This window comes from Janthinobacterium sp. FW305-129 (assembly GCF_020858115.1).
In the GTDB taxonomy this organism is placed as follows: Bacteria; Pseudomonadota; Gammaproteobacteria; order Burkholderiales; family Burkholderiaceae_D; genus Janthinobacterium.
In genome coordinates this window covers 175,125-189,201 of record NZ_JACYMM010000011.1, presented here as the reverse complement: position 1 = coordinate 189,201, position 14,077 = coordinate 175,125, and the positions used below count along the sequence as shown (strand labels likewise).

Sequence of the window (14,077 nt, the reverse complement as noted above, 5' to 3'; positions counted from 1 at the left end):
ACTGACATGATCGGTAATTACAATTATGGAACCGGCCGTCGCAAAAGTGCAGTGGCTCGGGTTTTTATCAAAGTTGGCACAGGCTTGATCGTTGTTAACGGCAAACCAGCAAACGAATACTTTTCGCGCGAAACGGGTCTGATGGTCATCCGTCAACCTCTGGAACTGACCGGCAATGTCGAGCGTTTCGACATCAAAGTCAACGTCCATGGCGGCGGTGAGTCGGGCCAGGCTGGTGCAGTTCGTCACGGCATCACCCGCGCTCTGATCGACTACGATGCAGCGCTGAAACCGGAACTGGCGAAAGCCGGCTTCGTGACCCGCGATGCACGTGAAGTCGAGCGTAAAAAAGTTGGTCTGCGCAAAGCACGTCGCGCAAAGCAATTCTCGAAGCGTTAATTTCTACGCTACAGCGCCTTCCGGGGTGCTGGTCGAAAAGCCGCTGGACTTCGGTCCCGCGGCTTTTTTGCATTTCAGCGTGACTCTGCGTTGCGCTGTAAAATACGCGGAAAACCCATAGGGGGAGCGTTTCCCTTCATCTTTATGCAATCTATACACAAGGAAAGAACATGATCAAAGTTGGCATCGTCGGCGGCACTGGATACACGGGCGTGGAGTTGTTGCGCTTGCTGGCTACCCATCCAGATGTCGAGTTGACGGCGATTACCTCGCGCAAGGAAGATGGCTTGCCCGTTGCTGACATGTATCCTTCCTTGCGCGGCCACGTGAAACTGGCGTTTTCCTCGCCGGACAAGGCGAATCTGGAGCAATGCGATGTGGTCTTCTTTGCCACCCCGCATGGTGTTGCGATGGCGCAAGCTCCAGCCCTGCTGGCCGCCGGCGTGAAAGTCATCGATCTGGCCGCCGACTTCCGCCTGAAAGACCAGGCCAAGTTCGAGCAGTGGTACAAGATTCCCCACACGGCACCCGAGCTGATCGAACAGGCCGTGTACGGCTTGCCGGAACTGAACCGTGAAGACATCAAGCAGGCGAAGCTGATCGCCAATCCAGGCTGCTACCCGACCACCATGCAGCTGGGCTTCTATCCGCTGCTGAAGGCGGGCCTGGTCAACGCGGGCGGCTTGATCGCCGACTGCAAGTCGGGCGTGTCCGGCGCCGGCCGCAAGGCGGAAATCGGCATCCTGTTCTCGGAAAGCAGCGACAGCTTCAAGGCCTATGGCGTGGCCGGTCACCGCCACTTGCCGGAAACGACGGCGCAGCTGCAGCGTTTCACGGACGACAAGGTGGCGCTGACCTTCACGCCGCACCTGGTGCCGATGATTCGCGGCATGCATTCGACCCTGTACGCGCAGTTGAACAAGGACGTCAGCAATGAAGAATTGCAAGCCTTGTTCGAAGCGCAATACAAGGACGAGCCTTTCGTCGACGTGATGCCGTTCGGTTCGCACCCGGAAACCCGCTCCACGCGCGGCTCGAACATGCTGCGCCTGGCCTTGCACCGTCCCGAAGGCGGCAATACCGTCATCGTGCTGGTGGTGCAGGACAACCTGGTCAAGGGCGCTTCGGGCCAGGCAGTGCAATGCATGAACTTGATGTTTGGCTTGAAAGAAACGGCCGGTTTGCAACATATCGCCCTGCTGCCGTAAAAATAGGCACCAAGCTTGCGCAGGTCCGGCACCTTTTTGCCGGACCTGTGCTAAATTGGACTGCCACGTACACCGACAGGATGACGTTCATGTTCGAGCGCAACACGAAAAACCCCATCGACACCCTGATCGGCGCTTCCACGCGGATCGAGGGCGATTTGCTGTTTTGCGGCGGCTTGCGCATCGATGGCCATGTGCGCGGCAACGTCACGGGCGAGCCGGGCGACCCCACTTATGTGGTGCTGGGCGAGGCAGGGCGCATCGATGGCGAAGTGCGCTGCTCCAGCCTGGTCGTCAGCGGCGAGATCAATGGCCCCGTGTACGTGTCCGAAATGCTTGAAATCCAGCCAAAAGCCCGCATTGTAGGAGAGGTCTATTACAAGGTGCTGGAAATGCACAGCGGCGCCTTGGTGCAAGGCAAGCTCAGTCGCCACGACAGCGCCGACCCCGTGCTGCACCTGGCCGTGTCGGAAATGTGATCCGGAACAACAGTGGCGGCTGGCGGCGAGGGCTGGCAGAGCGAGAGTTGCGCCAACAGTCTATAATGACCGAATGTTTTCTGAGGAGTGCCTGATATGAATGCCGTCGCTGAAATGCAAGATGTGATCCCTTCCCCTATTATCTTTACCGATAGCGCCGCTGAAAAAGTCGCGCAGCTGATCGAAGAAGAAGGCAATCCCGACCTGAAATTGCGCGTCTTCGTGCAGGGCGGCGGCTGTTCCGGCTTCCAGTACGGCTTTACGTTCGACGAAATCGTCAACGAAGATGACACCACCATGGTCAAGAACGGCGTCCAGCTGTTGATCGATTCCATGAGCTACCAGTATCTGGTCGGCGCGGAAATCGACTACAAGGATGACCTGGAAGGCGCGCAGTTCGTGATCAAGAATCCGACAGCGACGTCTACCTGCGGCTGCGGTTCGTCCTTCTCCGTCTAAGCTGGCACATCTGAGAAAACGTCCATGGCGGCGTTGCATTGCCTCGCCGTACTATTCGTACTGTCTTCGGCAATGCGCCTTGCCCTGAACGTTTTTCAGACGCGCCGGATTACAGGCGCAATATAAAAATAGCGGATCATCGATCCGCTATTTGTGTTTCTGGAGCAATTGTTTCATATCAACGTGGGTACAGCGCGCCCAGTACCCGTAAGCCCTGCGCCCCCGTCACGGCCGGCAAGTTGCCCGGCTTGCGCTGCGTAAAGCGCCATGCCAGCCAGGCAAACGCCAGCGCTTCGACCTGGCTGGGCGCCACGCCCAGCGCTGCCGTCGATGCCACCGCCATGCCAGGCAATGCAGCGGCCAGGGCTGCCATCAGCGTGGCGTTCTGCGCGCCGCCGCCACATACATATACCGTTTCCGCCTGCGCCCCGTCGCGCGCGATGGCGTGCGCCAGGCTGGCGGCCGTCAGCTGCGTCAGGGTCGTCTGCACGTCGGCAGGGTTGGCCAGCGGATAGTTGCTCAGCTTGCTATTCAGCCAATCGGCGTGGAACAGGTCGCGCCCCGTGCTTTTCGGCGCCGGCAAGTCAAAATACGGCTCATGGAGCAATTCCGCCAGCAGGGCAGGCAAGACCTGGCCCGTGGCGGCCCAGGCGCCGTTGGCGTCGTAGGGCTGGCCCAGGTGCCGCAAGACCCAGCCATCCATCAGCGCGTTGCCGGGCCCCGTGTCGTAGCCAGTCACCGCGCCGTCCGCATGCAGCACGCTGATGTTGCTGATGCCGCCGATATTGGCCAGCACGCGCGTGTGGCCGGGCAAATTGAAAATGGCCTGGTGAAAAGCGGGCACCAGCGGCGCGCCCTGGCCGCCGGCCGCCACGTCGCGGCTGCGCAAGTCGGCGATGACGTCGATCCCCGTCAGCTCCGCCAGCAGGGCCGGATTGTTCAACTGGCGCGTAAAGCCCAGTTCAGGGCGGTGGCGGATGGTCTGGCCGTGCGCGCCGATGGCGGCGATGGCGTCCGGGCCGATGCCCGCGTCGCTCAATAGCCGGGCGACGCAGTCGGCGTAATGGCGCACGAGTTGATTGGCCGCCAGTGCTTCGCGTTCGATTTCATTCTGGCCGGCACTTTGCAAGGCCATCAGGTCATCGCGCAGGCTGGCGGGAAAGGGAATGTAGGCATCGCCCAGGCTGCGTGTGCCGCCATCGTCGGCAAAGTCGACCAGCGCGCCGTCAACGCCGTCCAGGCTGGTGCCCGACATCAAACCGATATACAGCATGGGTGTTTCCTCGCGTGCGTAAGTGATGGATGCATTGTGCCGTATTTTCTCGCGCACATAAAACAAAGGCACCGGCCATCTGCATGGGCGGTGCCTTTATGTGTTGCCCGAAGGCAGTGTTGCTTAGCGCGAAGCCAGTGCCGTGTCGTTCGGACGCAGCAGAGTGAAGCGATGCATCATGTCGGCCGACACCATGCGGAAGCGGCTCAGCTCGGCTGCCGTCAGCGGCGCCTGGGCTTGGACGTTCAGCTTGCTTGGATCCTGCGCCACGCCGCCGACGCGGAATTCATAGTGCAAATGGGCGCCCGTGGACCAGCCGGTGGTGCCGACGTAGCCGATCACATCGCCCTGGCTCACTTTTTGACCTTTTTTCAGGCCCGAAGCGAAGCGGCTCATGTGCGCGTAGGCGGTGGTGTAGTTAGCCCAGTGTTTCAGAACAACAACATTACCGTAGCCGTTCTGGCTGCCGACGGAATCGACCACGCCGTCGCCGGAAGCGCGGATAGGCGTGCCCGTTGCCGCGGCAAAATCGATGCCCTTGTGCGCTTTCCAGTTGCCGGAAATCGGGTGCACGCGCATGGAGAAACCGGACGAGATGCGGGAGAATTCGAGGGGGGATTTCAGGAAGGCTTTTTTGAGGGACTTGCCGTCGAAACTGTAGTAACCGCCGCCTTGCTTGCTGGCTGGGTCTTCGAACCAAACGGACTGGTAAGTCGTGCCGCGGTTGGTGAATTCACCGGCCAGGATGCGGCCCGCTCGGACAAATTCGCCATCTTGCCAGAACGTTTCGTAGACCACATTAAACGAGTCGCCGCGTTTCAGGTCGGAACGGAAGTCGATATTGGTGGAGAACATTTCCACGATTTGCGCGGAAATCGAGTCTGGCAGGCGGGTGCCGTCCAGGCTGGAGTCGGTGGCGGCGAACAGGGTGGAAGTAATCTTGCGCGCATGCATTTCAACGCGGCGTTCCAGCTGGGCTGCCACTTCCGTGGCCACGAACTTGTCGCCCTTGCGGGTGATCAGGATGTTCTTGACCGACTTGTCGTTGCTGTCGACGAGGGTGGCGCGCATCCAGTTGAGTTCGCCAGTTTCGGACGTTTGCGCTTGCACGCGCTTGCCCGATTTCAGCAACATCACGCCGCGTGCGATCTTGTCGGTCTTGATGAAATTGGCCGCCGCCGTATCATCCACGCCGAGACGGGTCAGCAAGGTGGCGAGGGTATCGCCAGCGCGGACTTTTTCTTCGTGGGTGAAATTCTGGTCTACCTGTTCCATCGCGGAAATTTGCGAGGCGAGATCAGGCATTTCCAGGTTCTGGGCGATGGACGTGACCGGGAGGTCGGACGCATCGGGCGCCATGGGCGACACAGCGACCGCGCCGAAGGCGGCCACGGCGAGCAGCACTGCCGACGCGCCGATAATGCGTGCCTTGCGTGTCGTCGTCAGCTGTGTGTACAAGCGTGAGCCTGTGATTTTATGTATAGGGTTCATGCAATCAGTTAAAATTTGCCCTTGAACGATTCGTGAACTAGTGCTCTTTGTTATTGTTATTTTGGTTCGCTCATACGGCAAGATTGATGGGATCGAGCATTATAACAAACTCCGCAAACCTACTACCATTTTGAGATTTATAGTCAAATTTTATGGAAATCAACACCACCGCATCGCCTACAAAGGCTAACGCCGCTCAGACCGCGCTTGTGCTGTCGGACAGAGTACAAGAAGCCCTCGCGATTACCAAGCGTGGCGTCGACGAACTCTTGATCGAAAGCGAATTTGCGCAAAAATTAGCGCGTTCCGAGAAAACCGGTGTTCCACTGCGCATCAAACTGGGCCTGGACCCGACTGCACCCGACTTGCATCTGGGCCACACTGTCGTGCTGAACAAGATGCGCCAGCTGCAAAACCTCGGCCATCAAGTCATTTTCCTCATCGGCGACTTTACTTCCATGATCGGCGACCCTTCGGGCCGCAACGTCACGCGTCCGCCGCTGACGAAGGAACAGATCGAGATTAACGCGATGACGTATTTCGCGCAAGCATCTTTAGTGCTGGACGCCAGCAAGACGGAAATCCGCTATAACTCCGAATGGTGCGATCCGCTGGGCGCGCGCGGCATCATCCAGCTCGCTTCCCACTACACGGTGGCGCGCATGATCGAGCGCGACGACTTCACCAAGCGCTTCCAGGGCGGCATTCCTATTTCCGTCCACGAATTCCTGTACCCGCTGATGCAGGGTTACGACTCGGTGGCCCTGAAATCGGACCTGGAACTGGGCGGCACGGATCAGAAGTTCAACCTGCTGGTGGGCCGCGAACTGCAAAAGCAGTATGGACAGGAGCAGCAGTGTATTTTGACCATGCCGCTGCTGGAAGGTTTGGACGGCGTGGAAAAAATGTCCAAGTCGAAGAATAACTACATCGGCATCACGGAACCGGGCAACACCATGTTCGCCAAGCTGATGAGCATTTCCGACGTGATGATGTGGCGCTACTACGAGCTGCTGTCGTGGCGCTCGATCGCCGAACTGGCCCAGCTGAAGCGCGAAGTCGAAGAAGGCCGCAATCCGCGCGACGCCAAGGTTGCGCTGGCGCAAGAAATCGTCGCCCGCTTCCATTCGCAGCAGGCGGCCGAAGATGCGCTGGCCGACTTCGTCAACCGCTCGAAGGGCGGAATTCCCGACGATATCCCGGCAGTGACCCTGGCTGGCGCGCCGCTGGGCATCCCGCAATTGCTGAAACAGGCTGGCCTGTGCCCGTCGACGTCGGAAGCCATGCGCATGATCGAGCAGGGCGGCGTGCGCATCGACGGCACCGTCATCAGCGACAAGGGCCTGCAAGTGGCGGCTGGCGAATTCGTGTTGCAAGTTGGCAAGCGCAAATTTGCGCGCGTCACCTTGACGGCATGATCGCGCTGCTGCAGCGCGTCACGCAGGCGAAAGTCGACGTTGCCGGCGCCACCATCGGCGCCATCGACGCCGGCCTGATGGTGCTCGTGTGCGCCGAGCGGGGCGATACGGAGAAAGAAGCGGACGCCCTGCTGGCCAAGCTGCTCGGCTATCGCGTGTTTGCCGACGAGGCAGGCAAGATGAACCGCAGCGTGACGGACGTGGCCGGCGGCTTGCTGCTGGTGCCGCAGTTTACGCTGGCGGCCGACACCAAGTCCGGCACGCGCCCGTCGTTTACGCCGGCCGCCGCGCCGCAGGACGGCTTGCGCCTGTTCACGCATTTCGTGGAACAGGCGCGCAGCCGCCACGCGACCGTGCAAACGGGACAGTTCGGCGCCGACATGCAGGTGTCGCTGACGAATGACGGGCCTGTCACCTTCTGGCTACAAGTAAACGCAAAGCAATAACTAAAAAATATAAAGAGGAGCAAGCGATGAAATTGTGGAGCGAGACGTTTCGTGATGGCGGCCTGATGCCGGCCGACCAAGCCTTTGCCGAGATCGATCCGGCCAGCCGCGTGCGCCTCGCTGGCAACCGCAATCCCCATCTGGCCTGGGACGAGGTACCGAACGGCACCGAGTCGCTGGCCTTGTTCTGCATCGACCCCGATGCGCCGCAGGACGGCAGCCTGGTCAATGTTGAAGGCCAGGTCTTGCCGCTGGCGGCGCCGCGCGGCGACTTTTATCACTGGAGTTTGCTCGACGTGCCGCCCGCCCTGCGCTCCGTTGCCGCCGGGGAATTTTCCAGCGGCATCACGCCGCGCGGCAAGGCCGCAGCTACTGGGCTGCGCCAGGGCCTCAACGACTACACGGGCTGGTTTGCCGGCGATGCCGCCATGGCCGGCGATTATTACGGCTATGATGGCCCATGCCCGCCGTGGAACGACGAGCGCATCCACCATTACATTTTCCGCCTGTATGCGCTCGACGTGCCGCGCCTGGAGCTGCCTGAGCGTTTTACGGGGCAGCAAGCGCATGCCGCGCTCTACGGCCACATCCTCGACGAAGCCCAGCTCGTCGTCGCCTACTCGCTCAACCCCGAGCTGGCACTTACCCTGAAGAAATAACGCATGAGCACCACGATTTTACTGATACGCCATGGCGAGACGGCCTGGAATGCGGGCCGCCGCCTGCAGGGCCATATCGACATCGCCCTCAACGAGGCGGGCCTGGCGCAAGCGGCCGCGCTGGGGCAGGCGCTGGCGGACGAGCCGCTGGCCGCCATCCTCGCCAGCGATCTGCAACGCGCGCAGCAGACGGCGCAAGCCGTTGCTCAATTGAAAGATTTGCCCGTGCAAACGGATCCCTTGCTGCGCGAGCGCTGCTATGGCGCCTTCGAAGGCTTGCTGTATGCGGATATCGCCGCGCGCTATCCGCATGAATATGCGCAGTGGCAATCGCGCCAGATCGACGCCGTGATGCCGTCGGGCGAGCGCCAGGCGGAGAGCTTCCGCCAGTTCTATGCGCGCGCGAATGGCGCCATCGCCCGCTGGGCCGAACGCTATGACGGCCAGACGATCGCCATCGTGGCGCACGGCGGCGTGCTCGAGTGCGCCTACCGCGAGGCGGTCGGCATGACGCTCGACAGTCCGCGCGACTTCCAGGTCAAAAATGCCAGCGTCAACCGTTTTTCTTACGCCGACGGCAAACTGCATTTAGTGCACTGGGGAAATATCGAACACCTGAGCGCGCCCGCGATGGACGAGCTGGGCTAAGCGGCCCCATTGTCACTCTGACGCACTGATCCAAAAAAATAGTGCTTATTAATTAGGCAGGGAATCGGTTAAAATAGCAGGTTCCTCCGTCCATTCCAGGTTCTTCAGTGCAAATCGGCCCTCACATTCTGCGCAACAACGTTTTCGTCGCTCCCATGGCGGGCGTGACGGATCGGCCTTTCCGCCAGTTGTGCAAGCAGCTGGGTGCCGGTTACGCCGTGTCGGAGATGGCGGCGTCGAATCCGCGCCTGTGGGCGACGGAAAAAAGTTCGCGCCGCACGGACCACGCAGGCGAAATGGAACCCAAAGCCGTGCAGATCGCCGGCGCCGACCCGCAAGACCTGGCCGACTGCGCCAGGTTCAACGTGGACCGGGGCGCGCAGATCATCGACATCAACATGGGCTGCCCCGTCAAAAAGGTGTGCAACAGCTGGTGCGGTTCGGCCCTGCTGCAAAACGAAAGCCTGGTCGAAAAGATTTTGCACGCCGTCGTCAATGCCGTCGACGTGCCCGTCACCCTGAAATTTCGCACGGGCTGGAACCGCGACAACAAGAATGCCCTGAAAATCGCCCGCATCGCCGAGCAAGCGGGCATCCAGATGCTGACCTTGCACGGCCGCACGCGCGCCGATGGCTACAAGGGCGATGCCGAATATGAAACCATTGCCGCCGTGAAAGCATCGGTGGCCATCCCCGTGGTGGCCAATGGCGACATTACCAGTCCTGAGAAGGCCCGCTTTGTGCTGGATCAAACAGGCGCCGATGCCGTCATGATCGGCCGCGCGGCGCAGGGCCGGCCGTGGATTTGCCGTGAGATCGACCATTTCTTGCGCACCGGCACCTTGTTGCCGGCGCCCTATGTGGATGAAGTGCGTACCCTGATGGACGAGCATTTGCGCGCCCATTACGCGTTTTACGGGGAATTCCTCGGCGTGCGCACGGCGCGCAAGCACATCGGCTGGTATGTGAAGGATCTGGAAGGCGGCGAAGCGTTCCGCCAGGAAATGAACTTGCTGGAGTCGACGGATGCGCAGTTGCTGGCTGTCGATCAATTTTTTGAGTCGCAATGGAAATTTGGCGAGCGGTTACAATACCGCCTCTCCGAATCCAGTGAAAGTGGCCTGATAGAAACGGCCACGGTAGCATGAACAGATAGCAAGGCAGTTGTATAAGTTATAAGCAATAGTGATCAGAAGTACAAGGGCGAGCGCCTATACAGAGCGTCATGCAATATTAATTACAACACCGAGGCAAGAGGGCAGCACGCGGACCGCATGAGCGGCGCGGCGCCGGATGGCCAGGTGTTCAGCCGGTTGAAGCATAAAAATGAGCAAAGAAAGCATTCAGGAAGTCGTACAGAAAAGTCTAGAAGATTACTTCAATGACCTGGGCGAACAGCAAGCATCGAATATCTATGACATGGTCGTGCTGACCGTGGAAAAGCCCATCCTGGAAGTCGTGATGACACGCGCCGATGGCAACCAGTCGCACGCCGCGCAGATGCTGGGCATCAACCGCAATACCCTGCGCAAGAAATTGCAGGAGCACGGTTTGCTGTAATGCCGGCATGCAAGTGACGCCAAGATTTGAATCCGCCGCAGCGGGCCCAGCCTGAGAGCTGACCGCTGCGCCATTCGCCAAGAACACTTAACCACCTAGCCACAGCCATGATCAAACAAGCTCTCCTCTCCGTTTCCGACAAGACCGGCGTTCTCGAATTCGCCCGCGCCCTGTCCGCCCTCGGCGTCAACCTCCTGTCCACCGGCGGCACTGCCAAATTGCTGGCAGACAATGGTGTTCCCGTCACGGAAGTTGCCGATTACACGGGTTTCCCGGAGATGCTCGATGGCCGTGTGAAGACCCTGCACCCGAAAGTGCATGGCGGTATCCTGGCGCGCCGCGATTTCCCTGAGCACATGTCGAAACTGGTCGAGCACGACATGCCGACCATCGACATGGTGGTGGTCAACCTGTACCCGTTCCAGGGCACGGTCGCCAAGGCCGATTGCACCCTGGAGGACGCGATCGAAAACATCGATATCGGCGGCCCGACCATGCTGCGTTCGGCGGCCAAGAATCACAAGGACGTGGTCGTCATCTGCGACCCGACCGACTACGACGCGGTGCTGGCGGAAATCCGCTCGGCCGACGGCAAGGCCGGCGACGTCAGCTATGACACCAAGTTCATGCTGGCGAAAAAAGTCTTTGCGCACACGGCGCAATACGATGGCGCCATCACCAACTACCTGACCAGCCTGGGACCGACGAAGGTGCACGCCGAGCGCGGCGCCTATCCGCAAATCCTGAACGTTGCATTTGAGAAAGTGCAAGACATGCGTTACGGCGAAAACCCGCACCAGAGCGCCGCCTTCTACCGCGATCTCGTCACCACCGATGGCGCGCTGGCCAACTACCGCCAGCTGCAAGGCAAGGAATTGTCGTACAACAACATCGCCGATGCCGATGCGGCCTGGGAATGTGTGAAGAGCCTGGGCGGCTTCGAGCAGAGCGCCGCTTGCGTCATCGTCAAGCACGCGAACCCATGCGGCGTCGCGCTGGGCAAGAATGCGGCCGAAGCGTACGCGCGCGCCCTGCAGACGGACCCGACCTCGGCATTCGGCGGCATCATCGCGTTTAATACCGAACTGGACGGCGCCACCGCCGGCGAAATCGCCAAGCTGTTCGTCGAAGTGCTGATCGCCCCGTCGTTCTCCGCCGAAGCGAAACAAATTCTGTCGAGCAAGCAAAACGTGCGCATGCTGGAAATTCCGCTGGGCAATGGCGTCAACGCCATGGACTTCAAGCGCGTCGGCGGCGGTCTGCTGGTGCAATCGCCTGACGCGAAAAACGTCGGCATCGGCGACTTGCGCGTGGTCAGCAAGCTGCAGCCAACGCCGCAGCAATTGTCCGACCTGATGTTTGCCTGGAAAGTGGCGAAATTCGTCAAGTCGAACGCCATCGTCTTCTGCGGCAATAACATGACCCTGGGCGTGGGCGCAGGCCAGATGAGCCGTATCGATTCGGCCCGCATCGCCTCGATCAAGGCGCAGAACGCGGGCCTGTCGCTGACCGGTTCCGTGGTGGCGTCGGACGCCTTCTTCCCGTTCCGCGACGGCCTCGACGTCGTCGTTGACGCGGGCGCGACCTGCGTCATCCACCCGGGCGGCTCCATGCGCGACCAGGAAGTGATCGATGCGGCGGACGAGCGCGGTGTTGTCATGTTGTATACCGGAACGCGTCACTTCCGTCATTGATATGGAACAGGCCGGGATTCAATACCCGGCCGGCAGTAACTCAGCGGCAGGCACCGGTTATTCACCGGTGCCTGCCGTATTCATTATAGAATCTGGCGATGATTATTCTTGGCATCGATCCTGGCCTGCGCACGACCGGCTTTGGGGTCATTGAAAAACACGGCAACAAGCTGCGCTATATCGCGTCGGGAACCGTCAAGACGGGTTCCGAAGGGGAATTGCCGCCGCGCCTGAAGATCATCCTGCAGGGCGTGGGCGAAATCGTCGGCACCTACCAGCCCGATTGCGCGGCCATCGAAAAAGTGTTTGTCAACGTCAATCCCCAATCGACCCTGCTGCTGGGCCAGGCGCGCGGCGCGGCCATTTGCGCGCTGGTCCACGCCGACCTGTCGGTGGCCGAATACACGGCGCTGCAGGTAAAGCAGGCCGTCACGGGCCACGGCAAGGCGGCCAAGGAGCAGGTGCAGGAGATGGTGTCGCGGCTGCTGTCATTGCCCGGCTTGCCCGGCACGGATGCGGCCGATGCCCTGGGCGTGGCCATTTGCCACGCCAACAGCATCGATGCACTGGCCATGATCGGTGCGCTGGCGCCCCAGCTGCAGGGCTTGCGCATGAAGCGCGGCCGTTTAGTAGGTTAACTGCGGCATGGCCCTCATAATCAATAAAAACTACGATACACAACATTAGGAACACGCGATGATAGGCCGTCTCTCCGGTATTTTGCTTGAAAAGAATCCGCCACAATTGCTGGTCGATTGCCAGGGCGTCGGCTATGAAGTCGACGTGCCGATGAGCACTTTTTACAACTTGCCCCACGTGGGCGAAAAAGTCGTGCTGTTTACGCACCAGGCCATCCGCGAAGATGCGCACCTGCTGTTTGGTTTCGGCAATGCGGCCGAGCGGGCCGTGTTCCGCCAGTTGATCAAGATCACGGGCGTGGGCGCGCGCATGGCCTTGTCGATCCTGTCCGGCATGACGATTGCCGACCTGGCGCAGGCGATCACCTTGCAGGATTCCGGCCGTCTGGTCAAAGTACCGGGCATCGGCAAGAAGACGGCGGAACGTTTATTACTGGAATTGAAGGGCAAGCTGGGAGCCGATATCGGCGCCGGTGGCGCGCACGCGGCGCCCGATGCGCAATCGGACATCTTGAACGCGCTGGTCGCGCTCGGCTATTCGGACAAGGAAGCGCTGGCCGCCGTGAAAAACGTGCCGGCCGGCAGCGGCGTGTCGGACGGCATCAAACTGGCGCTGAAAGCGCTGTCGAAAGGCTGATAGGGCATGAGTATCCAGACCGACAGCTTCACGGAACAGCGCATCATCGACGCGGCGCCCATCTCGCACAACGAAGAAGCGATCGAACGGGCCTTGCGGCCCAAGCAGCTCGACGAGTACGTGGGGCAGGAAAAGATCCGCGACCAGCTGGAAATCTTCATCACGGCCGCGCGCCAGCGCAAGGAAGCGCTCGACCATACTTTGCTGTTCGGCCCGCCTGGCCTGGGCAAGACGACCCTGGCGCACATCATCGCGCGCGAAATGGGCGTCAATCTGCGCCAGACCTCCGGCCCCGTGCTCGAACGCCCGGGCGACCTGGCGGCGATTTTGACGAACCTGGAAGCGAACGACGTCCTGTTCATCGATGAAATCCACCGCCTGTCGCCCGTGGTGGAAGAGATTCTGTATCCGGCGCTTGAGGATTATCAAATCGACATCATGATCGGCGAAGGCCCGGCCGCCCGTTCCGTGAAACTCGATCTGCAACCGTTTACATTAGTGGGCGCCACCACGCGCGCCGGCATGCTGACCAATCCGCTGCGCGACCGCTTCGGCATCGTGGCCCGGCTGGAGTTCTACAACACGGGCGAATTGACGAAAATCGTCACGCGCAGCGCCGCCTTGCTGAAGGCACCGATCGACCCGGAAGGCGCGCATGAAATCGCCCAGCGCGCCCGTGGCACGCCCCGCATCGCCAACCGCCTGTTGCGCCGCGTGCGCGATTTCGCGGAAGTCAAAAGCAATGGCGAGATCACCAAGGTGGTGGCCGACCGCGCGCTGGCCATGCTCGACGTCGATTCCGCCGGTTTCGACGTGATGGATCGTAAATTGCTCGAAGCCGTGCTGTTCAAGTTCGGCGGCGGCCCCGTCGGCATAGGGAATCTGGCGGCGGCCATCGGCGAGGCGGCCGATACCATCGAAGACGTGCTGGAACCTTACCTGATCCAGCAAGGCTTTTTGCAGCGCACGCCCCGCGGCCGTGTCGCCACGCCGGCCGCCTACCTGCACTTCGGCGTCAGCGCGCCGCGCATGGGCCCGGGCGGCGAAGCGTGGGAACTGTGATGGCGG

General features: G+C 60.7%; 16 protein-coding genes. 14 read left to right on the top strand and 2 right to left on the bottom strand.

Features of this window, described 5'->3' with window-relative positions:
- Nucleotides 1-6 precede the first annotated feature (6 nt).
- From rpsI to erpA, 4 genes are all read left to right on the top strand, one after another.
- Entirely contained in the window at nt 7-399 is a 393-nt protein-coding gene (rpsI, locus tag IGS61_RS22085; RefSeq protein WP_010393285.1) for a 30S ribosomal protein S9, read from the top strand.
- A 170-nt stretch (nt 400-569) separates the two neighbouring features.
- On the top strand, nt 570-1,607 hold the full coding sequence (argC, locus tag IGS61_RS22080) for an N-acetyl-gamma-glutamyl-phosphate reductase (RefSeq protein WP_230541583.1): 1,038 nt from the start codon (nt 570-572) through the stop codon (nt 1,605-1,607).
- A gap of 89 nt (nt 1,608-1,696) precedes the next feature.
- Nucleotides 1,697-2,086 (top strand): bactofilin family protein, encoded by a 390-nt coding sequence (locus tag IGS61_RS22075; RefSeq protein ID WP_230541582.1) that lies wholly within the window; start codon nt 1,697-1,699, stop codon nt 2,084-2,086.
- A 96-nt stretch (nt 2,087-2,182) separates the two neighbouring features.
- Nucleotides 2,183-2,545 carry an iron-sulfur cluster insertion protein ErpA gene (gene erpA / locus IGS61_RS22070; protein WP_029496047.1) on the top strand — a complete coding sequence of 121 codons (363 nt, stop codon included), beginning with the start codon at nt 2,183-2,185 and terminating at the stop codon, nt 2,543-2,545.
- A 178-nt stretch (nt 2,546-2,723) separates the two neighbouring features.
- Here the strand turns inward: erpA and IGS61_RS22065 are convergent, their stop codons facing one another.
- Together IGS61_RS22065 and IGS61_RS22060 are read right to left on the bottom strand one after the other, a co-directional pair.
- On the bottom strand, nt 2,724-3,818 hold the full coding sequence (locus IGS61_RS22065; protein ID WP_230541581.1) for an anhydro-N-acetylmuramic acid kinase: 1,095 nt from the start codon (nt 3,816-3,818) through the stop codon (nt 2,724-2,726).
- A gap of 123 nt (nt 3,819-3,941) precedes the next feature.
- Nucleotides 3,942-5,309 carry a M23 family metallopeptidase gene (locus IGS61_RS22060; RefSeq protein WP_230541580.1) on the bottom strand — a complete coding sequence of 456 codons (1,368 nt, stop codon included), beginning with the start codon at nt 5,307-5,309 and terminating at the stop codon, nt 3,942-3,944.
- 152 nt (nt 5,310-5,461) lie between these two features.
- Here IGS61_RS22060 and tyrS point away from each other — a divergent pair, with 152 nt between their 5' ends.
- From tyrS to ruvB, 10 genes are all read left to right on the top strand, one after another.
- A complete protein-coding gene (gene tyrS / locus IGS61_RS22055; RefSeq protein ID WP_230541579.1) occupies nt 5,462-6,727 on the top strand; it encodes a tyrosine--tRNA ligase in 1,266 nt (421 codons plus the stop codon).
- Complete coding sequence (gene dtd / locus IGS61_RS22050) at nt 6,724-7,173, top strand: D-aminoacyl-tRNA deacylase (RefSeq protein WP_230541578.1); 450 nt, start codon at nt 6,724-6,726, stop codon at nt 7,171-7,173. Before tyrS ends, dtd begins: the two co-directional genes overlap by 4 nt.
- Before the next feature lie 26 nt (nt 7,174-7,199).
- Nucleotides 7,200-7,832 carry a YbhB/YbcL family Raf kinase inhibitor-like protein gene (locus IGS61_RS22045; RefSeq protein ID WP_230541577.1) on the top strand — a complete coding sequence of 211 codons (633 nt, stop codon included), beginning with the start codon at nt 7,200-7,202 and terminating at the stop codon, nt 7,830-7,832.
- Nucleotides 7,833-7,835: 3 nt separating this feature from the next.
- Entirely contained in the window at nt 7,836-8,480 is a 645-nt protein-coding gene (locus IGS61_RS22040; protein WP_230541576.1) for a histidine phosphatase family protein, read from the top strand.
- Between the two features lie 107 nt (nt 8,481-8,587).
- A complete protein-coding gene (gene dusB, locus IGS61_RS22035) occupies nt 8,588-9,628 on the top strand; it encodes a tRNA dihydrouridine synthase DusB (protein ID WP_230541575.1) in 1,041 nt (346 codons plus the stop codon).
- A 178-nt stretch (nt 9,629-9,806) separates the two neighbouring features.
- The gene (locus tag IGS61_RS22030) at nt 9,807-10,040 is read left to right on the top strand and encodes a helix-turn-helix domain-containing protein (protein ID WP_008445162.1); all 234 of its coding nucleotides are present in this window, start codon (nt 9,807-9,809) and stop codon (nt 10,038-10,040) included.
- Nucleotides 10,041-10,147: 107 nt separating this feature from the next.
- Nucleotides 10,148-11,734: a bifunctional phosphoribosylaminoimidazolecarboxamide formyltransferase/IMP cyclohydrolase gene (purH, locus tag IGS61_RS22025; RefSeq protein ID WP_230541574.1), complete on the top strand. Its 1,587-nt coding sequence runs from the start codon at nt 10,148-10,150 to the stop codon at nt 11,732-11,734.
- A gap of 98 nt (nt 11,735-11,832) precedes the next feature.
- A complete protein-coding gene (gene ruvC, locus IGS61_RS22020; protein ID WP_230541573.1) occupies nt 11,833-12,372 on the top strand; it encodes a crossover junction endodeoxyribonuclease RuvC in 540 nt (179 codons plus the stop codon).
- 58 nt (nt 12,373-12,430) lie between these two features.
- Nucleotides 12,431-13,009 (top strand): Holliday junction branch migration protein RuvA, encoded by a 579-nt coding sequence (ruvA, locus tag IGS61_RS22015; protein WP_070222695.1) that lies wholly within the window; start codon nt 12,431-12,433, stop codon nt 13,007-13,009.
- Nucleotides 13,010-13,015: 6 nt separating this feature from the next.
- Nucleotides 13,016-14,071 carry a Holliday junction branch migration DNA helicase RuvB gene (ruvB, locus tag IGS61_RS22010; RefSeq protein ID WP_034749202.1) on the top strand — a complete coding sequence of 352 codons (1,056 nt, stop codon included), beginning with the start codon at nt 13,016-13,018 and terminating at the stop codon, nt 14,069-14,071.
- Nucleotides 14,072-14,077 lie beyond the last annotated feature (6 nt).